This is a genomic window from Streptomyces sp. NPDC055140, from assembly GCF_053607285.1.
In genome coordinates, this window is the sequence record NZ_JBSGTG010000057.1 from 1 (window position 1) to 18,411 (window position 18,411).

Consider the following 18,411-nt stretch of genomic DNA (forward strand, 5'->3'; position numbering starts at 1 on the left):
ACCAGGACACGGTGCACCGTCGAGGCCGGCATGCCCAGGATCGGGCCGATCCGGGCGGGACCGAGCTTGCGGCTGCGGCGCAGTTCGCAGACCTCTTCCTCGCGTGCCGGCGGGGTCCGCAGCGGTGTTGCGTAGGGGCGACTGGAGCGGTCGTAGAGTCCGGCCTCTCCCTCCGCTCGCCAGCGTCGCACCCACTTGTAGGCGGTGGGGCGGGAGATGCCCATTTCCTTGGCGACGTGAGCGATCGGCCGGCCGGAGCAGACTCGGTCGACCAGGATCCGCCTGCCGTGAAGGGTCAGACGGGCGTTACGGTGGGACATGAAGGCCTCCGTGCGGTGCAGATTCGACACCTCCACCACACACGGAGGCCTTCGCCTTCTTCAAGGCCCGCGCGTGTCAACAACGCTCATGCTCAATACAACTAGGACATCATCAAGTCCCGTTTCGCGGTGCAAGGGGAGAGGGTCGATCGGATCGGCGCCTACAGCCAAGACACGACGGGCAGCATCACCAACGTAAAGGTGACCGTCACCATCTCAGGCGATCAGCGCAGGTACATGCATGAGTGTGACTCCGTTCATGGGGTGAGGATGATGCGGCGTCGCAGGAGGTCGAGGTTCGCTCTTCCATAGCCTTGCCTTTTCAGGCATTTGATCCGGTTCACGTGGCCCTCGACTCTGCCGCTCGACCGGGCAGGCTCAGTCCGGCGGTGACGGCGTCAAGGTCACGTCGCAGATGTCCAGTGCCGCCAGCCAGAACCGGTCCGCGGGCTCGTAGCGGACCGGGCCGGCGAGCTGGCGGCGCAGTACTGCGTTCTGATGCCGGAGCACGAGCAACTCGGCATCCTTTGTTGTGTCGCGGCGCAGCAGCCCCCCCGGGGACGTACAACAGCTTGCGGGCCACCTTGTACAGCATCGAAGCGAACACGTGGACATGGTGCCAGCCGCGATCGCCCGACCGCTGCTACCTGCGGCGACGGCCTTCCGAGCCCGACAGGATGCCAGAGTGCCTTCTCCGGAGACGGTCGGCTCATACCACTGTGGGGCGTCAGTAACCGCACCGCAGACGGACAGCACGATCTGAACATCGCGCGGCTTTGGGTGGAGTTCGCGCCGCAGCTCGGCCCTGGAGAGGCAGCCGACGTTCGCCTGGCTCCCCTGCAGTCCGAGCAGTGTCACCATTTTTGAAGCCCGGTGATGTCATCACCATGCACGAGGCGCAACCCGCCGCCGGCATCGCCGAAATCATCGAGGTCCTGCCGCCTCGCGCCTGAGGCCACCAGGAAGCCGGGCGCGAAGGGCCCGCGGCCGGATGGCCGTCAGCCGCCGTCAGGGCTCTCGGTGAGTGGCGGTCTCGGCGTGCCGGGCCTCCATCGCGGCGATCACCCGCTGCCGGGCCAGCCGCCGGGCCTGCTTGAGCTTCGAGTCGGCCAGCAGGAGGGGTGCGTACCAGATCCAGCCCCACACGCTGTAGGAAACGGTCCCGCTCAGAACCAGTGTCTTGTTGGTGGCGAGGACCAGCACGAACGTGGCGACGTACGCGGCCACCCGGTAGCGGACCATGAGCCGGAGAGGGGCCCGCCACGGGCCGGCCAGCAGTTCCAGCGCGGCCGCCACCTCCGCTGCCCGCAGGTCCTCGGGATGCGCGGGCGCCCGGCCGCCCTGTTCCAGCGCTTCGGCGACATCGGTGCTGTGGGACGTCAGAGCCGCCCGCTCCGCCCGCGCGGTGGCCGTTCTTTCCCGCACGTCCTGCCAGTAGCCCCGGCCGGCCCAGCCGAGCGCGTCCTCCACCCGTGCCGCCTCGGGCGACCCCGCCGGAGCCAGCACGGCGATCCGCTCCTTGAGCAGGCCCGCTCGACCGCTGCGCCCGGGGTATGTCCACTCGTCGGCCCGCAGGCACAGCTCCAGGTAGGAGACAAGCAGTCCGAGGTCGTCCGGCCACTGCGTGAGCCCGGTCTCGTAGGCCTTCTGCGCCTCGGCATCGTGGTCGTCCTCGTCCTCCGCCGCGTGTGCGAGGCCGAGCCACCGGTAGAGCACCGGATCGGGTCCGAGTTCCTCCAGGCCGGATTCGGCCAGCTTCCGAACCTTGGAGAATCCGCCCACCGCGAAGAGCTCCTCGCAGTGGTCGGCGTATTCGTCGTGTGTCATGCTTCCCGCCCCAGTCGATCAGTAGGGCCACTTTCAGCCCCACGGACCCGCTGGTCAATGCATGTCGAAAGGAGCCCAGGGCTCAGACCTCACCCCGGCCGTCGCCCGCTCCCGCACATCGGCCGACGCTTGGGCAATTCGGTGCCGAGTAACAGCCGACGTCCCGGAACCCCAGCTCCCCGGGGGCATTCCTACGCGGGGAACGCAGGGATCTCTCATCAGGGCAGCGCCCCGAGGACGGCCACGCACACGAAGACCCACCAGGGCACGCCGACGAACGCCGACGCACCGATCACGACCCGCCGACTGCGCGGGTGACCCGGGCGGGAAGAGAGCGTCGCTGGTTCATCGGGCCGCCCTTCACCGCCGGGCGTGAGGGAAGACCAACTTCCGTTCCTCGGACGCTTGTTGGGCCGGTAGCTGGGGCCGTTCATGATGACTTGGTGGCTGGTGCTGATGACCCGGTCGAGCAGGTACTCGGCGACCACGGGGTTGGGGAAGAGGGGATACCAGTTGCTGGGCGACCGGTTGCTGGTGATGATCAGCGATTTGGCCTGCCGGGCGGAGACGAGTTCGTAGAGGTCGTCGGCCTGGGCGCGTTCTGGACGGAGGCGAGGAAGCTGCCGTCGTGGCCAACTCCAGCCGCCTGCCGGGTCGTGTGCCCTGTGGTGGTGAGCCGCGCCCCACCGGCTTATCGGATGGCGTACCCGTCCCACAGCGGGCCACCGGCTCGGTCCAGCGCCTCTGTCACGGCCGCGGCGAAGACGCTTGTGTCTCCGGCGACTGCCTGCGCGGCGGTCTCGGTCAACGCACGGTGCAGCCCGGGGTCGGCCGCAGCCAGCCGCCGTGACAGCCACTTGCCTCCGCCGAGCCAGTGCCCGCCGACCAGCAGGACCAGCTCCGACGCGCGCTGCAGCATGTGCGCGACCAAGTGCACCTGTTCGGCGGGGTCCGCGCAGCCACGCAGGTCCTCGAGGAGGTCGGTCAGGATGTACCGCTGGTAGTCCCGCTCACGGTCCGAGAGCGGTGGCGGGCCCGCAGCCCAACGCTTTCGCGCCTCGGCCTGGAGCGAAGCGCCCAGCCCGTCCCTGTCCAGCAGGAGCATGCCGTCGGAACACATGGCGAGCAACGGCGAACTCCGCTTCGCGGTCTCCTGGTCGGCGAATCGGTGCCAGACGGCCTGGGTCTGCACGAACAGTTCCACGGGCCAGCCGCGGTAGACCAGGTTCTCCCGGTTGGGTGCGGGCGGCCCGTCCAAGAGGACCACGATGTCCAGATCGGAGGTGGGCGTCCTGCGGTCGGTCAGCACGCTGCCGGCGAGGAAGGCTGCCTGGGCGGCGGGAAACCGATCCCGTATCAGTTCGCGAGCGGTGAGCACGGGGTCGTCCATGCAGGAACCCTACGGACAGGCCTTCCCAAGGCACAGCGAATTCTTCACACGACGCGACGGCACAGCGGTGCTGTCAAAACTCGTCAACATCTCTCGCCACGTGACCGCTAACTGACTCCCGAACTCACGCACAACTGCTTCCTTCCGGCGTGAACGAAGCCACACAGACGATGGGATCCGCCACATGACCACTCACCGCCGCCCTCTGCCTGGCCGAGTCGAGGTCCGGGCAGCCATCGAGGGTGACGGTGCCGAGGTAGATGTAGGCACGTTTCTCGTAGCGGGTGGCGGCGGCGCGGAAGCCTTGAGTCGGTTGATGGCGCGTTCGACGGTGTTGCGCTTCTTGTAGTGCTCGCTGTCGAACCAGGTGGGTCGGCCGCCTCGGAAACCACGGCTGTGTCGGTGTCGTTGCTGGTCGTGACGTTCGGGGATGGTGTCCCGGATTCCGCGTCGCCGCAGATAGCAGCGATTCTTGCGGGACGTGTAGGCCTTGTCAGCCAACACACTGTCGGGACGGGTGCGGGGTCGACCAACTCCGGTGCGGGCACGGAGACCTGCTGCAGGATGTGCTCGAACTGCAGGCCGTCACCGTAGTGGCCGGGTGTCAGGACGAGGGCGAGGGGCCAGCGTCGCCCGTCGGCGGCGAGGTGGATTTTGGTCGTGAAGCCGCCGCGGGAACGTCCCAGGCATTCGCCGATCTGACCACCTCCTCCAGCCGGACGACGAGTCTCCGGAGCACTGGATCGGCCCGGTTCGACCCCTGGACTGCCCCCTTTTTTGAGGCGGTGTGGTGGACGGGTCCTTCCTCGCGTCGGCGGCATGCTGGTGAGCCCGCACCGCTGTTGAGTCCACCGACACGTCCCAGTCAATCCGGCCCGCGGCATCTTCGGCTGCCTGCACCTTCGACAGCAGCATCTGCCATGTTCCATCCGCCGACCAGCGGCGATGCCGTTTATAGACCGTTTACCACGGCCCGAACCGCTCCGGCAGATCCCGCCACTGCACCCCCGTCCGCACCCGGTACAGCACCCCGTTGATCACCCGTCGGTGATCACTCCACCGGCCCCCACGCGTCCCACCACGCGGTAAGAACGACTCCAGCCGATCCCACTCCGCATTCGTCAGATCCCCACGGCCCGTACAACCAGCCTGCCCCCAACACCCCACTCATGGAGAGATCCGAGAAACAGTGCCTAGTCGATCGGTTGTTGGACACATACGTCTCGGCGTCGGCGCGCCGGGCCCGCGACCTGCCGGACAGTCGCGCAGTCGCGCTAAAGGCTCCTCGGCTTTGTGTCTTGCATTCGCGAAGGTGCGTTGATCGATCGTCAACGGAACGTTGATCGTGGCTCCCTAGCGTTTCTGGCGCATTGATCTCCGACAAACGGCGAGGTGAAGTACGCATGCTGTTCCGCACGCGAGGCAAAGACAGGGTCTCTTCCTTATCCGCCGGGGCGGACACGCCCCGGCGGAGGACCGCGGTCATGGCCGGAGTGCTCGTGATTGTGTCCGTGGTGGCGTTGGGGACCGCTGCCGCGGCATCGCAGGGTTCGGGGGAGCCGACGAAGCCCGCTGCGCATGCGGCTCCGGGGGCCGACTCGGCGCGTGAGCAGTGGCAGCCGCCGACGGTCCGGAGCGATGGCTCCGAGGACCCGCATCCAGGTGAGATCAACACCGACTACCTGATCAGTGAAGTAGCCCCGGCTCAGTTCAGGGGCTACTGGTACCAGTCCCATATCAAGGGGGTCAGCGTCACGTGGGTGGCGCCCTCGGGACGGGACCCGTACAACGGCTGGGACTGGATCGAGATCCAGGACAGCAACGGCAAGCGCGTCACGTGGGACTGGGCCTGCGGCAACGCCAACTGCGCCGCGTACGGCTCGACCCTGATCGACGCGAACCTGACGAAGGGCGCGGAGTACAAGGCCCTTTACTACAGCGACGGGGGCCGGGTCACCAAGGGCACGCTGCAGGCCGAGTTCGAGTTCTGGGCCTGACATGGGAGGCGCGGACGAGATGACGCGAAGGATGGAACGGACCGAACGGACCGTACGGCCTGAACACGGGACGGTGCGGCGGCGGTTGGTCAGCGCGGCTGTGGTGGTTTCGGTACTGGCAGGCACCCTGGGTGCGGGAGGGGCGGTCACCTATGGCGCACCGGCCCGGACCGAGCAGGACCAGAGTGCTCGGGCCCAGCCGCAGCCCCAGGGGCAGGCGCAGCCACGAGCAGTGACAGATGACGAGGATTTCGCCGACATCTACACCCGCACGGTCGCGAACATCCGCAACGCGCTGCTGGGGGACGAGAGCGCCCGTCGGCCCGGCGCCGGTCACCTGATCCAGAACCCCGACCCAAACGCCTTCCAATCGATCAACATCGGACGGTTCACCGAGGACGAGTTCATCCTGGGCGGTATGGTCCGAGCAGTCTTCCGCCGGTCCGACAGCTATCTGCTGGGGTTCTACGTGGAGAACAGGGACGCGAGCCGTCGGGTCTTCTACACATTCACCGAGCAGGTCGATGGTCGAACGAGGGACATGGTCCCGGGCAGCGTGTACCCGGGCACCCGCAGGGAGCACTTCGGCTGGGGTGTCAACTACAGAAATCTCGCCGGAACCACGATCAGCCGGAGCCGCCTGCGGAATGCGGTGCGCGACATCTACCATCATGACCCGAACACAAGCACCCACACGCTGGAGACCGGAGTCGAGGCGCTCGCCGTGGCCTTGGCCGAAGGGGCACGGTTCCAGGCAATTCCCGCGTACATCGCCCAGGCGATTCGTGGCGGGAGGGACTGGGAGGTACGCCGCCACGCGGACGAGATCACGAGCTGGGACCAAGATTCCCAAGTTGTCATTCGGGCACGCGCCGCTGATCCGACGGGTTATCAGGAGGTGTGGCAGCAACGCCGTGAATACGTCTGGAATGGGGCCCGTGTGCTGCTGACCGCGCTGGATCTGGCCCGCCGGCTCTACCTGATCAAGCCGCCGACGAGGAAGAGCTGACCTTCGCAGCACCACACAAAGGTGCTCACCGGGAGCGGCTGTCGCCGTGTTCCACCGCGTGCCCGAGGATGCGCTGGTGGCATTGGGCCAGTGTCTCGGCGCGGTCGCCCCGGCGTCCTTCGCGGTGACGCCCGTAGCTGTCGCCGGCCGGCGCACCGCACTAACTGATCGTTTCAGAGTCAGGCTTTCGCAACCGGCGGGGGCCTGTCAGTTGTCGAGCCGCTGAAGAACCTGCGCGAACTCGTCGTTCTCGACCAGTCCGCCCAGCACCTGGGTCATGTTGCTGATGCCGGCATCGCGGACGATGAGGCCGTCCGAGACCCAGAAGTAGCGGCCTCCCAGGGCTTCCCCGGTTGCGGCCCACCGCTTCATTGCAAGCTCGACCTGGGCGAGAGTGATGATGGTCGCGCTCCATCGCGAGCCGTCCGGAAGATCGACGAAGACATCGACGTTGTCCACCGACTCCAGGTCCTCACCGGCATTCGGTACGAACGCGGCTTCGAAGTGCTCTGTATGGACTCGATAGAAGGGGCCGTCCCAAACTCCCAGCTCGCCGCTCTGACTCATCGGGCGAGTCTGCCGGGCCAATCGCTCCACCTCAACCAAGATCTTCCGCCACGCTGCCGGAGTGAGCAGCGATCTTGTGACCGATGACCTGTGGACGCGCGTTGGGCCGGCCGTGGGCGCGGCCGGACAGGACGGCGGTCGCGGCGGCGTAGGCATCGACGGGGTCGGACTTGCCGTTGGCCCGGCGGGCCTTGCGGTCAGGCCGGTCGACGTCGGCCACGCTCACCTCGTTCACCCCAAGGAACCGGGCGAGTTCGGAACCGTAGGCGCCGGTCCCTTCAACTCCGACGGCGAGCACGTCACCGTACAAGCGCATCCACTCCAGCAGGCGGCGGTAGCCGTCGGGAGTGGTGGGGAACGAAGCGGTGGCCAGGTGCCGGCCAATGGTGTCAATCACGGCTGTCTGGTGGAAGTCGGTGTGGGTGTCCACGCCGCCGACCACCGCGATCTGATCTGCCATGCTGGGAACTGCTGTCCTTCCGTGCGATGCGCGAGGGATCGCACGGGCCGGTCGGGCGTCAGGACAAGACCGTGATGGGACCTTTGGCCGGGCTCCTATGAGGTCACAGGCGCTCGACCGGCCGCGTGCAGAGCGGCACCGCCCAGACCGCCGACGATTCCTGGAAAAGACAGCCCGAAGCGTCAATCGTTCGGTGGGTCAGGCCGCCGAGCGGTGCCATGACCAATCCTCACAGTCGTTCGTGCGGTGACGCGCTCCACCTGGACGCCATGAACCACGCCCGCTCCACAGTGTGTGGGTCGACGGGGATGGGACGGAAGCAGGGGAGAGTAGTGGGTTGAGGTGGGTGGACGATGTGCCGTTGGAAGGCGAAGGTCTTTTCGCCGCTGCTTGACCGACCGTCGGTTGACACCCCGCCCATCAGCAGACAGAGCCGCCACTGCAATTCATGATGCCGCGGTCAGCCCAAGAGTTCAGGTTCTAACGAGTGAACCCAGCCGTTCCGCGCGTAGTGGCCGATGTGACAGCGGGAAGGTCATTCCACACCGGACAAACGATGGGCAGGAAGCATCCCTATGTCGAAGTTCCTCATCCAGGCCACCTACACGCCCGAGGGCACCAAGGGTCTGCTCAAGGAAGGCGCGAGTGGCCGTCGCGCCGCCGTCGACCATGTCGTCACCAGCCTCGGCGGGCAGGTCGAGGCCATGTACTTCGCCTTCGGGGAGGACGACATCGTGCTTATCGTCGACTTCCCCGACCCGGTCTCCATGGCCGCCGTCAGCCTCACCGTCAAGGCCAGCGGAGCCCTCCACACCCGGGCCACCCCTCTCCTCACCCTCGACGAGATCGACGAGGCCGCCCGCCGGCAAGTTACCTTCCGCTCCCCCGGCACGTGAGCCCGGGACCCTGCCGCTTACAGCGATAGCCGCTGGCTCTACGATCCCGCGGTGAGCTACGACATCTACTTTCTGAGCCGAGACGAGGGGCAGTCCTGGGACGACGTCCTGGAGGCCGCCGAGGCCGCGGCCGAAGACAGCGAGCCGATGTCCGCCGAGCTCCTCGAAGCGTGGCAGCGAGTAGTGCCGCAGGCCTGCGCGCTGCTCAGCGATGTGGACATCACGGAGTACGAGCAGGAGTCACGCGACCTCAGCCACTCCGACACCGGTATCGACCTGTCCGTATTCGGTGACGAGGTCAGCATCACGGTGCCCTACTGGCACAACGGTGATGGTGCTGCAAGAGTGCTCGGCAAGCTCTTCGCCCTCTGCGCGCTTGTGGAGAAGGAGACCGGCCTGACGGCCTATGACCCCCAGGTTGAGATGCCGTTGGCAGAGACCTTTCCGCACCAGGCAATGAGCATCATGTCGAGTGTCACGACTGACCTGCGGAACCGTTACGGAGGTTGAGGGCTCCGGCATCACCGCCTCAGCGGTGAGTGTCTAACTGCGTGACAACCGCGCCGCACACCCGCGAACAACCGTGGCCGTCAGCGGACCATCAGCGCAGGTGACAGGCACGGCAGGCCAAGGGCAGCGAGCATCCTGAGTTGCTTCGGGACGAAGTGGTCACCTGCCACAGTCCGAGTTGCGATCGCCTGTGGAAGGCCGGGGACGGGCATGGAGCCTCACGAGTAGAAGCCGGTCCAGTACTCGTCATGACCACACACGAAGGCCTCTGGCCGCTCTACCCTCAACACTTCGTACCGGGCGACAAAGGCGTCCAGAGCCTCATGGAGCGAGCAGCCCAGATGGTCACGAAGGATCTTGATGCCGCGGAGGATCTGGTTGCTGAGGATCTGGTCGTCGGCGAGGCTGACGGTTGCGCCGTTGGTCATGGATGCGATCGAAGCCGGACGATGAGTCTTTTGGCAAGGCTTGTTGGGCTCCGGCTGTACAGCAGCGAAGTACAGCAACCGCAACGACCAGTACCGGGCGGCGGCAGCCGCGCGGGACTGATGCGTGGCCGATACGACCGCCGATGACCGATCCACATAGAGCTACGGATCAGATGCTGAGCCTCTGCAGCAGGCATCATGAGCACGTTACGTGGGGATCGACGTGGAACTGCACTCAGCACGGCCGACGCGTAACTGGCGCAAGTCCCGAGCGACGCTGCTGCCCGGGTACCTCGACACCCGTCCACGTCCCGCCGCGCCACCGCATGACGACCGGCTCATCGTTCTCGTCTCCCACCGCCCATGCGTCCAGCGCGCCGGTAGCCACCACGCCGTACAGGTTCCCGGGGTTGCCGGTGTGGCCCACCGGCCGCCACAGCCCGGAGCCGGCCTTCTCGCTCTGACGCGCCGTCGGACGCGCGCCCTTGTCCGTCGCACAACCACCGACCGTCATCGCCAGGACTGCGCTGAGCACAGCAACCACAAAGCGGCGCACTGGCCGCACGCTAGTTGGCCTGTGCGCGCCGTAGTTGGCCCCCGGGGTAGCGCGCGGAGCATTCCGATCAGGGCCAGGGCGCCAAGGCCACCGGCTGGGTGATCTTCAACGTGCCGCAGGGCGCGAAGATCACGGCCGTGACGTGCCAAATGGACTCGCTGCCTGATGGCCCGTCTGCACTACGTGACCCGCACCGACGACGCCAGGGGGCGCCGCCCGCGCCGCCGGTCTCATGGGCACCGGCCGCACGCTGAAGGCCTGGCTGGACGGCCGCCGCAACCCGTCGGCGAAGAACCTCGACCGCACCGAGACCGCCTGCCGCACGGTCCGCCGCGCCAACGTTTCCCGCCACCTGCTGACCCGCTTGAACCGCCACGGCCGCGGCCACCCGCGTCGAGTCCCACCCCCTCAGCCAGTCCCAGGTCTCGCGCCCCCTCCAGTGCGTTGTCGACTACCGCACCCTCAACGTCCGCCACTGGGACCGCATCGTCGACGCCTGAGCTACCGGCAATGCCGCGGCTCTCGACGACGCCTGGATCAATGACGCGGTCGTCGACCTCGGCTCTCGGTGGGGCGAGTGCGAGTACGTGATGAACATCGGGTTCGCGGTAGCCGAAGCCCGTCAGCAGGAGTCCGTCGGTCAGGACGCAGGCAAGCGGGCCCGGGGCGGCGCCGGGTGCGGGGGCGAGGGAGCTTTCCGCTGCGATGGTGCCGATGACCGCGCCTTAGCTTCGACCGTGCACGGCGTCGACAGCCGTCGTGCACGGTGCACGCCGGTGGCCGAGTCGGGCGTGTACTGGGTGCTCAGATCGGCGACGAGCACATCGGCCGGCGGCACCTTGGCCCTGGCGAGCGCGAGCGCGCTGTCCTGCGTGTGCGAGACAACGCGGGCCTCTGCCACGCTCTCGACCTCGGTAATGAGCGCGGGCGCCCGGTCGGGGGAGGCCAGTACGAGCACGGTCAGCATCAGACCGTGATCGCCTCAAACGGAGAGCTTCTCCGGCGGTTCCTTCGCCACCGGCGCATCCGGCTGCCACGCGCGCCGGGTCGTGCATCTCAAGCCCGTACCGAACACCGTTCCGGGCCCTTTACACTCACTTGGTAGCTACAAGCAATAAAATCTGAGCGGAAGAGGGGGCGGGGCAATGGGCAAGGGGACGGTCCATGACCGCGCAGCGGGGGAGCACAGGACAACCGGGGACACCGGGGTCGCCAGTGCCGAGGAGGCCGGGGCAGGACTGGGGAGCCAGATCGTGCGCTTCACCCGGCTGGTCGCGGCACGCAGGCACCAGACCAAGCTGGAGCAGGGCGCCGGTGAGCGCGTCCTGCTGGCCCGGCTCGTACGGGACGGGGAGCAGCGGGCCACCGATCTGGCCACCGAGACCTTCCTCGACCTGTCGACAGTCAGTCGTCAGGTCCGCTCCATGGTGGAGCGCGGCTGATCGAGCGGCGGCCCGACCCGGAGGACCGGCGCGGAACGCTGCTGCACGCGACCGAGTCCGGCAGGGCGGTGTACGAGAAGTACCGCCAGCAGCGCGACGCGCAGCTGGCGGAGCTCCTCGGTCCCTGGCCCCCCGAGGACCGGTATCAGCTGATCCGGCTGATGACACGCCTCAACGACGACCTGGTAGTGCATCAACAGAAACGCCACGGCGACGGGACTCAGCCCGAAGCCGGGGCGCAGCAGGGAGCAAGCAAGCATGAGTGAGGCCGTGTCGGCACCGAGCCGAGACACCGCTAAGCACACGGAGGCGACACCCGCCTCCTCCGGCGGTGGCCTCAGCCACCGCCAGATCCTGACCATTCTGAGCGGTCTGATGCTGGGCATGTTCCTGGCCGCGCTCGACCAGACCATCGTCTCCACCTCGATCCGCACCATCGCGGACGACCTGCACGGCCTGAGCCAGCAGGCGTGGGCGACGACGGCATACCTGATCACCTCGACGATCGCGACGCCGCTCTACGGCAAGCTGTCCGACCTGCACGGCCGCAAGCCCTACTTCCTGGGCGCGATCAGCATCTTCATCCTCGGCTCGGCGGCCTGCACGTTCTCGACGTCGATGACCGAACTCGCCGCGTTCCGCGCCCTGCAGGGCATCGGCGCCGGCGGCCTGATGTCCCTCGCCCTCGCGATCATCGGCGACATCGTGCCGCCCCGCGAACGGGCCCGCTACCAGGGCTATATGCTCGCCACCTTCGCCACCTCCAGCGTCGCGGGGCCGCTCATCGGCGGCTTCCTCGCCGGTCAGGACAGCATTCTGGGCGTCGTCGGCTGGCGCTGGGTGTTCCTGGTGAACGTTCCGATCGGCATCATCGCGCTGTTCGTCGTCGCCAAGGTCCTCAACATCCCGCACACCCGCCGCGACCGGCGGATCGACTGGTGGGGCGCGTTCACCATCGCACTCGGCGTCGTGCCGCTGCTCCTGGTGGCCGAGCAGGGCCGCGAGTGGGGCTGGGACTCGTCCAGGTCCCTTTCCTGCTACGGCATCGGCGTCGTCGGCATCATCTCCTGGATCCTCGTCGAGCGCCGGATGGGCGACGACGCGCTGATCCCGGTGCGCCTGTTCCGCAACGCGATCTTCAGTAAGACCAGCCTGCTGTCCGTCTTCATCGGCGCGGGCATGTTCGGCGGGATGCTGATGATCCCGCAGTACCTGCAGATCGTGAAGGGCGCGAGCCCCACCAAGTCCGGTCTCGAGATGCTGCCGCTCATGCTCGGCATGATCATCGCGTCCATCGTCTCCGGCCAGATCACCGCGAAGACCGGCCGCTACAAGATCTTCCCGACCATCGGCACCGTCCTCATGGTCACGGCGCTGCTGCTCTTCCACTTCAAGGTCCAGTGGGACACCCCGCTGTGGGAGAGCATGATCTACATGCTCGTCTTCGGCCTCGGCCTCGGCGGCTGCATGCAGACCCTGGTGCTCGCGGTGCAGAACGCGGTTCCGCCGCAGGACATGGGCGTGGCGACCGCGTCGTCCACGTTCTTCCGGCAGATGGGCGCCACCGCCGGTACGGCCATCTTCCTGTCGGTGCTGTTCTCGAACGTCGGCGACAAGATCTCCTCGGCGTTCAAGGCGGCCGCCGGGACGCACCAGTTCCAGGCCGCGCTGCACGACCCGGCGGTCCTGTCCGACCCGGCCAACAAGCCGGTCCTCGACATGCTGCAGCACCCCGGCGCGGGCGGCGGCAGCTCCGACGTACTGAGCGACTCGTCTTTCATCCAGCACTTGGACCCGCGCCTGTCGGAGCCCTTCAAGCAGGGCTTCGCCGACTCCATGCACGTGGTGTTCCTGATCGCGGCGGGCGTGATCGCGGTCGCGTTCCTCATGGTCCTGTGGACCAAGGAGGTCCCGCTGCGCAAGATGTCGGGCCTGGAGGCGCGGGCGGCGGAGGAGGGTGGGACCGCTTCGGATGTCGCCGCCGAGACGCCCGTGACGGCGATGGCGGACACGGCGGAGGCGGTGGAGGCGGCCCCGGTCGCGTCGCTCGCCACCGCCCTCGCGGACGAACCGGCCTCGGGTGTCCGCGGCCACATCCGCGACAACGCGGGATCGCCCGTGGCGGGCGCCGTGGTCACGCTGATCGACCTGCGCGGCAGCCAGCTCGGCCGTACGACGACGCAGGCGGACGGCCGTTACGCGGTCACCGCGCCCGCAGAGGGAACGTACGTCCTGATCGCCTCCGGCGGCGCCCGGCAGCCGCAGGCCACCACCATCACGGTGGCCGACGGCCTGGTCGACTTCGACCTAGTGCTCTCTGGCGCGGCCGGCCTGACCGGCACAGTCCTGGCCACCCCCGACGACCGGCCGCTGCCTGGCGCCCTGGTCACCGCGACCGACGTGCGCGGCGAGGTCATCGCCTCCGCGGCGGCCGACCACGCCGGCGAATTCGGCATCGCGGACCTGGCCCCCGGCGACTACACCCTCGTGGTCAGCGCCCCCGGACACCGCCCGGCAGCCCTGGCGGCCGAGGTCGCGGGCGGTGCCGCCAACCGCTACGAGATCCGCCTCGCCCCTGGCGCCCACGTCCACGGCACCGTCCGCAACCGCGCGGGCCACCCGGTCGACGATGCCCAGGTCACGCTGCTCGACGCGGCGGGCAACACCATCGCCACGACGGTCACCGACGCGCACGGCGCCTACGCCTTCAACGACCTGGACACCGGCGACTACACCGTGATCGCCAGCGGGTACGCGCCCCAGGCAGTGCCGCTGGCGGTGAGCGGCGAGGGCGAGAGGGACGCGGACGTGAATCTGGGGCACTGACCGACACAGGTGGTCCTCACGCCGCGGGAAACCATGAGCCACATGGACCGACTGCTCAGGCGGCGTCCTGGTCGCCAGTGACCGCCGTCGTTGATGTCAGACGTTGATGTCAGAGGGCCTCTCACCCTGAACGTTCAGGGTGAGAGGCCCTCTGGCCTTCTGCCCGCGGGTGCCGAAAACCCCATCCACGGCCTGCGACGTGCAGATTTGGGTAAACGGTCGGTGATCGGCGGATCGGCGTGTCAGGCTGATCGATCGTGCTGCTGCGACTGCCCTACCTCGCCGTGTCGAGCATGTTCGCCTTGATACGGCTGCTGCCGATGAGCAACATGGACAAGGACGTCGAAATATTGACGCTGCGTCACCAGCTGGTTGTCCTGCAGCGGCAGATCGACAGGCCGCGTGTCACGTCGGTGGATCGCGCCTTCCTTGCCGCCCTCCTCTGTCGGCTCCCAAGACCCAAGCTGCGGCAGCTGCATCCGATCGTCTCCCCGGAGACGATCCTGCGGTGGCATCGTGACCTCATGCGTCGACACCACGCGGGTGCCTCCCGGCGCAAGAGGTCCGGCAGACCGCCTACCCGCCATGCGATCCAGGTCCTGGCGCTGCGCCTGACCCGGGAGAACCCCCGGTGGGGATACCGCAGGATCCACGGCGAACTCGCTGCCCTGGGCATCAAGCTCGCACCCTCGACGGTGTGGGAGATCCTCAGGGTGCATGGAATCGAGCCGGTGCCCGAACGCGAGCGCCAGACCTGGGCCGACTTCCTGCGCAGCCATGCCCAGACGATCCTGGCCTGCGACTTCTTCACGGTCACCACGCTCAATGGCGCGACGCTGTACGTCTTCGCCGTCATCGAGCACGCCAACCGCCGCGTCCGTGTCCTCGGCGCCACCACACATCCCACCGCGGCATGGGTCACGTTGGCTATCCGGTGAGGGAGAGGTTGTGCAGGCGGGCGATCCCGCGCGCTTGGCGGCGGTGCGGGATGACCAGGCCGGTGCCCTGGTAGCCGCCGTCGGCGATTGTGACGGTGTTGCCGACGGCGGCCTTGGCACCGGATTCTTCCCAGCCCTTCGAGTCATGCCGGTCCGGCATGGTCCAGGATGCTCATGCGAACCAGACAGAGGGGTGGCAGTGATGCGCGTGCTGACATGGAACATGTGGTGGCGTTTTGGCCCGTGGGAGGAACGGCGAAAGGCCATCCTCACGGTGCTGAGAGATCTCCAACCCGATGTCATCGGCCTTCAGGAGGTGTGGGCCCGCGGCGGGGAGAACCTTGCGGAATGGCTCGCATCCCACCTCGACATGCACTGGACCTGGGCAGCATCCCGCGCGCCGGAGCGGTGGCAAGGACGGATCGGGGACTCGACGGTGGACATCGGCAACGCCGTCCTGAGCCGATGGCCCATCGCGGAGCACGACACGATAGAGCTGCCGGCCCGCGAGGACGACGATGACGGCCGTCTCGCCCTCTACGCACGCATCGACGCCCCCACACACCAGGTGCCGTTCTTCACTACCCACCTCACGTCGGCCATCGATGCCTCCGCAATACGCTGCCAACAGGTAAAGGTGCTCGCCGAGTTCGTCACGGCGCACAGCAGTGGAACCGACTTCCCACCCATTGTCACGGGCGATTTCAACGCATTTCCCGACTCCGACGAAGTACGACAGTTCGGCGGATACAAGACGGCACCTGCCGTCCCTGGCCAGGTCTTCCTCGACGCGTGGGAATACGCAGACCCGGCACAGCCGTCAGCAACCTGGAACGCGGCCAACCCGTTCGTCGCCGCCGGATTCGAACCCAGCGCCCGCGTCGATTACATCCACACAGGCCCACCAGGCCCTCAAGGTCTTGGCTCCGTCCGCTCCATCCGCCGCGTCGGCGACGAGCCCGTAGACGGCATGTGGCCGTCCGACCACGCCGCTGTCCTCGCAGACCTACGAACACCCTCAGACCTGCACCCTCTGCCCTGACAGGTGTTACGGCACAGCCTTTAGGTTCCGGATGGAGCGCCGATGTGGCTGGGTGCTTCAGGTGGCGTGCTGAGCGGCATCAAGGTCCGGGGCAGAAGGGGGAGTGCTGAGAGCTGTCCAGGGGAGAGGTGGGGACCGTGAGGGCGGACGGTGATCGGGAGTGCTGGGAGTGGCTGCCCGCGGTCGGTGTGGGACCGTTGCGGTTCGGGATGAGTCCGACCGACGTCGCGGTCGCGCTCCAGGCCTCCACTCCCCGCGAGCAGGTGGGCGGCCCGTACGGGCAGGAAAACTTCGCGGACGGAGTGAAGGTCTCTTGCGACGAAGAAAAACTCGCGTGCGTGTCGCTGGATGCGGTGGTCGGTCCTCAGGTCTTCCTCGTGGGCTGGGCGCTGGCCGGCCGTGATCCTGAGCAGGCGCACCATTTTCTCCTGGACCACGCTGCCGAGCACGGAAACTGTTTGCTGTACACGCCCGATGACTCCCTCGCCTTGACTGATCTCGGGCTGCTTCTGCGGGCCCGACAGATCGGGGACGTGTTTTTCGCGCCCACTCTTCGTGATCGAGGAATGATGGAATCGGAGTATTACCGCGACCACCTCCCGCTGGAAGGCGCCCCCGTTGCACACACATGGCCCTAGACCACCCCAGCTTCCCAAGCTGAGGGCTCGCATCCCCGCTGAGTGGGTGCGCTCAGTAGGGTGCGCAGAGTGCGATACCTGACGGAGTCCTTCGTTGTCGGTGCGTTGAAGCGGGGCCGGCCAGTTGAGCAGTTCCTTGGGTCGGTCGCCGCTTCCGGCCGAATCGGTGTCAGCTACGTCGAGGTCCGCCCAGTGCGGGGGACTTATGAGGTCTACGTCCATGTCATTGAGGACGTTGGCCACGAGAGCTTCTTCGACTTGGTCGAGTTCCCGCCGTTCGATGCCGATGCCGACGAAGAAGACTTTTCTCCGGCAGCTGCCATCCGGTACATCTAAGAGTCAGTCCACGAGCCTTGGTATCGGCGAGTGGTTGCGGAGGGTGTCGGCTGCGATCCTCATGTAGTCCGCGTAGGGGTCCCCAGCGCGTTCATGGCCTCGTCGTAGTCGTGTTGAAGGAGTTGGCACTCCCGCCCCAAGAGCATCGCGTCGTGCCACTGGATCAAAGCATCGAGCGCTTGACTGGCCGCGCCACGGAGCCCTTGACAGAAGTATCGGTGTGACCGCGGTGGAGATGGCAGCGGGTAGCGAGCCATTCGCCGGTCGTGGAGCAAAGGTTTCTGTTCCTCAACTTCTGCTCAAGTTCTCGGGTCATGCAGGGCAGGTGAGGCAGCATGCTCACCAACTCGTCTGTCGTTCGATGGCAGTTGAGGGACAAGACGCTGGATCACAGCCACTACAGGAGGCGCTATGTTTCCCAACCAATGGTCACACGATGCAGCGGAAATTAAGGCCCACGCGCAGGAGCGCCGCGACCGCATTGAGGGGAAGGCTCCCATCGGCCAATTTCTCGCAATGGTCGCGCTCATAGTCCTTGCTCTGGCCTTCTACGTCGTCCTGGCCAGATAACTGAGCCTTTTTAGGGCTGCCACTGTCGAGTGACGGGCCGGGGTGCGAAATGGGCGCCTGGTCAGCGGGACACCGGCCGGCTGCGGTGACTTCAGGTCCCCGGCTGTTGCCCTGCGAGCCACCGTCGGCGGATCCGACCGCCCGGCGCTCGCGAACTCCGGCTCCGTGCGGCGCACCGCAGTCGTGAGCGGCCTCGCCGGTGCCTCCCTGGCTACCGGCTCCGCTGTCGTTCTCCTCGGCCGCCGACTGCGACGCCGCACGTACTGACCCCACAGCGCCGTCCCACGACGCCGGATGCGGGATTACGTGCGCGGGCTGCTGGGCCCGGTAGGCCGGAAGAACGGCTGGCGGCTTGCTGGGTACGCCGGCTGTGCCATCCCGGACGGGCTCCAGCACTTGCTGTCCCACAGCCGCTGGGACCCCGACCGCCTCCGCGATGACCTGCAGTTCTATGCAGCAGAGCAACTCGGCACATCTGAGGGTGTGTTGATTATCGATGACAACGGCTTCGTCAAGAAGGACACCGCCTCGGCCGGGGTGCAACGGCAATATTCCGGGACCGCGGGGGCCCGTATTTCAATAACTGTCAGCGACGGGTTTCCGCGGGGGTTGTTCGGGCGTGTAGCTGTTCCAATGTGCGGGCGGGCGATCCGGGTATG

19 protein-coding genes and 6 pseudogenes are annotated in these 18,411 nt (G+C 67.1%); 13 read left to right on the forward strand and 12 right to left on the reverse strand.

Annotation, left to right across the window (positions count from 1 at the left end; all coding sequences use genetic code 11):
• The 6 genes and pseudogenes from ACWFR4_RS45310 to ACWFR4_RS45335 all read right to left on the reverse strand — a co-directional run.
• A partial coding sequence (locus ACWFR4_RS45310; protein WP_453657430.1) for a helix-turn-helix domain-containing protein occupies positions 1-320 on the reverse strand: 320 nt, incomplete at its 3' end.
• A gap of 420 nt (positions 321-740) precedes the next feature.
• Positions 741-915 (reverse strand): annotated as a pseudogene (locus ACWFR4_RS45315) (integrase core domain-containing protein); the annotation flags it as partial.
• Positions 916-1,328: 413 nt separating this feature from the next.
• A complete protein-coding gene (locus tag ACWFR4_RS45320; RefSeq protein WP_453657432.1) occupies positions 1,329-2,147 on the reverse strand; it encodes a hypothetical protein in 819 nt (272 codons plus the stop codon).
• Between the two features lie 218 nt (positions 2,148-2,365).
• Positions 2,366-2,863: an ATP-binding protein gene (locus ACWFR4_RS45325; protein ID WP_453657434.1), complete on the reverse strand. Its 498-nt coding sequence runs from the start codon at positions 2,861-2,863 to the stop codon at positions 2,366-2,368.
• The gene (locus tag ACWFR4_RS45330) at positions 2,839-3,537 is read right to left on the reverse strand and encodes a nucleotidyltransferase domain-containing protein (RefSeq protein ID WP_453657436.1); all 699 of its coding nucleotides are present in this window, start codon (positions 3,535-3,537) and stop codon (positions 2,839-2,841) included. The genes ACWFR4_RS45325 and ACWFR4_RS45330 overlap by 25 nt, the downstream gene beginning before the upstream one ends.
• A 241-nt stretch (positions 3,538-3,778) precedes the next feature.
• Positions 3,779-4,704 (reverse strand): annotated as a pseudogene (locus tag ACWFR4_RS45335) (IS5 family transposase); the annotation flags it as partial.
• Positions 4,705-5,021: 317 nt separating this feature from the next.
• On the opposite strand from ACWFR4_RS45335, the gene ACWFR4_RS45340 reads away from it, so the two are divergent.
• Positions 5,022-5,534: a hypothetical protein gene (locus tag ACWFR4_RS45340; RefSeq protein WP_453657438.1), complete on the forward strand. Its 513-nt coding sequence runs from the start codon at positions 5,022-5,024 to the stop codon at positions 5,532-5,534.
• Positions 5,535-5,565: 31 nt separating this feature from the next.
• A complete protein-coding gene (locus ACWFR4_RS45345) occupies positions 5,566-6,543 on the forward strand; it encodes a ribosome-inactivating family protein (protein WP_453657440.1) in 978 nt (325 codons plus the stop codon).
• Between the two features lie 207 nt (positions 6,544-6,750).
• On the opposite strand, the gene ACWFR4_RS45350 is transcribed toward ACWFR4_RS45345, so the two are convergent.
• Positions 6,751-7,110, reverse strand: coding sequence for a hypothetical protein (locus ACWFR4_RS45350; RefSeq protein ID WP_453657442.1), 360 nt, complete (start codon positions 7,108-7,110; stop codon positions 6,751-6,753).
• Positions 7,111-7,141: 31 nt separating this feature from the next.
• On the reverse strand, positions 7,142-7,570 hold the full coding sequence (locus ACWFR4_RS45355; protein ID WP_453657444.1) for an IS110 family transposase: 429 nt from the start codon (positions 7,568-7,570) through the stop codon (positions 7,142-7,144).
• Between the two features lie 575 nt (positions 7,571-8,145).
• On the opposite strand from ACWFR4_RS45355, the gene ACWFR4_RS45360 reads away from it, so the two are divergent.
• Together ACWFR4_RS45360 and ACWFR4_RS45365 are read left to right on the forward strand one after the other, a co-directional pair.
• Positions 8,146-8,466 carry a GYD domain-containing protein gene (locus ACWFR4_RS45360; RefSeq protein ID WP_453468290.1) on the forward strand — a complete coding sequence of 107 codons (321 nt, stop codon included), beginning with the start codon at positions 8,146-8,148 and terminating at the stop codon, positions 8,464-8,466.
• A 51-nt stretch (positions 8,467-8,517) separates the two neighbouring features.
• Positions 8,518-8,976 carry a hypothetical protein gene (locus ACWFR4_RS45365; RefSeq protein ID WP_453657446.1) on the forward strand — a complete coding sequence of 153 codons (459 nt, stop codon included), beginning with the start codon at positions 8,518-8,520 and terminating at the stop codon, positions 8,974-8,976.
• Between the two features lie 218 nt (positions 8,977-9,194).
• On the opposite strand, the gene ACWFR4_RS45370 is transcribed toward ACWFR4_RS45365, so the two are convergent.
• Complete coding sequence (locus tag ACWFR4_RS45370; protein WP_453657448.1) at positions 9,195-9,404, reverse strand: hypothetical protein; 210 nt, start codon at positions 9,402-9,404, stop codon at positions 9,195-9,197.
• A 712-nt stretch (positions 9,405-10,116) separates the two neighbouring features.
• Between ACWFR4_RS45370 and ACWFR4_RS45375 the strand changes: the two are divergent.
• Positions 10,117-10,568, forward strand: a pseudogene (locus tag ACWFR4_RS45375) (transcriptional regulator); the annotation flags it as partial.
• Between the two features lie 32 nt (positions 10,569-10,600).
• On the opposite strand, the gene ACWFR4_RS45380 reads toward ACWFR4_RS45375, so the two are convergent.
• On the reverse strand, positions 10,601-10,927 hold the full coding sequence (locus ACWFR4_RS45380; protein WP_453657460.1) for a hypothetical protein: 327 nt from the start codon (positions 10,925-10,927) through the stop codon (positions 10,601-10,603).
• Between the two features lie 178 nt (positions 10,928-11,105).
• Between ACWFR4_RS45380 and ACWFR4_RS45385 the strand changes: the two genes are divergently transcribed.
• The 4 genes from ACWFR4_RS45385 (at position 11,106) to ACWFR4_RS45400 (ending at position 15,166) form a co-directional block, all read left to right on the forward strand.
• The gene (locus ACWFR4_RS45385) at positions 11,106-11,402 is read left to right on the forward strand and encodes a hypothetical protein (RefSeq protein ID WP_453657450.1); all 297 of its coding nucleotides are present in this window, start codon (positions 11,106-11,108) and stop codon (positions 11,400-11,402) included.
• Positions 11,403-11,470: 68 nt separating this feature from the next.
• On the forward strand, positions 11,471-11,668 hold the full coding sequence (locus tag ACWFR4_RS45390; protein WP_453657452.1) for a hypothetical protein: 198 nt from the start codon (positions 11,471-11,473) through the stop codon (positions 11,666-11,668).
• Entirely contained in the window at positions 11,661-14,228 is a 2,568-nt protein-coding gene (locus tag ACWFR4_RS45395; RefSeq protein ID WP_453657454.1) for an MFS transporter, read from the forward strand. The genes ACWFR4_RS45390 and ACWFR4_RS45395 overlap by 8 nt, the downstream gene beginning before the upstream one ends.
• Before the next feature lie 257 nt (positions 14,229-14,485).
• The gene (locus tag ACWFR4_RS45400; RefSeq protein ID WP_453657456.1) at positions 14,486-15,166 is read left to right on the forward strand and encodes a helix-turn-helix domain-containing protein; all 681 of its coding nucleotides are present in this window, start codon (positions 14,486-14,488) and stop codon (positions 15,164-15,166) included.
• Between the two features lie 34 nt (positions 15,167-15,200).
• Here ACWFR4_RS45400 and ACWFR4_RS45405 read toward each other — a convergent pair.
• Positions 15,201-15,320: pseudogene (locus ACWFR4_RS45405) on the reverse strand (IS5/IS1182 family transposase); the annotation flags it as partial.
• 48 nt (positions 15,321-15,368) lie between these two features.
• Between ACWFR4_RS45405 and ACWFR4_RS45410 the strand changes: the two are divergent.
• The 4 genes and pseudogenes from ACWFR4_RS45410 to ACWFR4_RS45425 all read left to right on the forward strand — a co-directional run.
• Positions 15,369-16,208 (forward strand): endonuclease/exonuclease/phosphatase family protein, encoded by an 840-nt coding sequence (locus tag ACWFR4_RS45410; RefSeq protein WP_453657458.1) that lies wholly within the window; start codon positions 15,369-15,371, stop codon positions 16,206-16,208.
• Positions 16,209-16,345: 137 nt separating this feature from the next.
• Positions 16,346-16,846 carry a hypothetical protein gene (locus ACWFR4_RS45415; RefSeq protein ID WP_453468417.1) on the forward strand — a complete coding sequence of 167 codons (501 nt, stop codon included), beginning with the start codon at positions 16,346-16,348 and terminating at the stop codon, positions 16,844-16,846.
• 69 nt (positions 16,847-16,915) lie between these two features.
• The gene (locus ACWFR4_RS45420) at positions 16,916-17,182 is read left to right on the forward strand and encodes a hypothetical protein (protein WP_453468416.1); all 267 of its coding nucleotides are present in this window, start codon (positions 16,916-16,918) and stop codon (positions 17,180-17,182) included.
• Positions 17,183-18,046: 864 nt separating this feature from the next.
• A pseudogene (locus tag ACWFR4_RS45425) lies at positions 18,047-18,265 on the forward strand (transposase); the annotation flags it as partial.
• Here ACWFR4_RS45425 and ACWFR4_RS45430 read toward each other — a convergent pair.
• Positions 18,202-18,411 (reverse strand): annotated as a pseudogene (locus ACWFR4_RS45430) (ISAzo13 family transposase); the annotation flags it as partial. The pseudogenes ACWFR4_RS45425 and ACWFR4_RS45430 overlap by 64 nt on opposite strands.

Excerpts from the sequence above, each read along its gene's own strand:
- ACWFR4_RS45320 (WP_453657432.1), bottom strand. The coding sequence starts at position 2,147 with ATGACACACGACGAATACGCCGACCACTGCGAGGAGCTCTTCGCGGTG.
- ACWFR4_RS45330 (WP_453657436.1), bottom strand. The coding sequence starts at position 3,537 with ATGGACGACCCCGTGCTCACCGCTCGCGAACTGATACGGGATCGGTTT.
- ACWFR4_RS45340 (WP_453657438.1), top strand. The coding sequence starts at position 5,022 with ATGGCCGGAGTGCTCGTGATTGTGTCCGTGGTGGCGTTGGGGACCGCT.
- ACWFR4_RS45345 (WP_453657440.1), top strand. The coding sequence starts at position 5,566 with ATGGAACGGACCGAACGGACCGTACGGCCTGAACACGGGACGGTGCGG.
- ACWFR4_RS45350 (WP_453657442.1), bottom strand. The coding sequence starts at position 7,110 with ATGAGTCAGAGCGGCGAGCTGGGAGTTTGGGACGGCCCCTTCTATCGA.
- ACWFR4_RS45355 (WP_453657444.1), bottom strand. The coding sequence starts at position 7,570 with ATGGCAGATCAGATCGCGGTGGTCGGCGGCGTGGACACCCACACCGAC.
- ACWFR4_RS45360 (WP_453468290.1), top strand. The coding sequence starts at position 8,146 with ATGTCGAAGTTCCTCATCCAGGCCACCTACACGCCCGAGGGCACCAAG.
- ACWFR4_RS45370 (WP_453657448.1), bottom strand. The coding sequence starts at position 9,404 with ATGACCAACGGCGCAACCGTCAGCCTCGCCGACGACCAGATCCTCAGC.
- ACWFR4_RS45380 (WP_453657460.1), bottom strand. The coding sequence starts at position 10,927 with ATGCTGACCGTGCTCGTACTGGCCTCCCCCGACCGGGCGCCCGCGCTC.
- ACWFR4_RS45385 (WP_453657450.1), top strand. The coding sequence starts at position 11,106 with ATGGGCAAGGGGACGGTCCATGACCGCGCAGCGGGGGAGCACAGGACA.
- ACWFR4_RS45395 (WP_453657454.1), top strand. The coding sequence starts at position 11,661 with ATGAGTGAGGCCGTGTCGGCACCGAGCCGAGACACCGCTAAGCACACG.
- ACWFR4_RS45410 (WP_453657458.1), top strand. The coding sequence starts at position 15,369 with ATGCGCGTGCTGACATGGAACATGTGGTGGCGTTTTGGCCCGTGGGAG.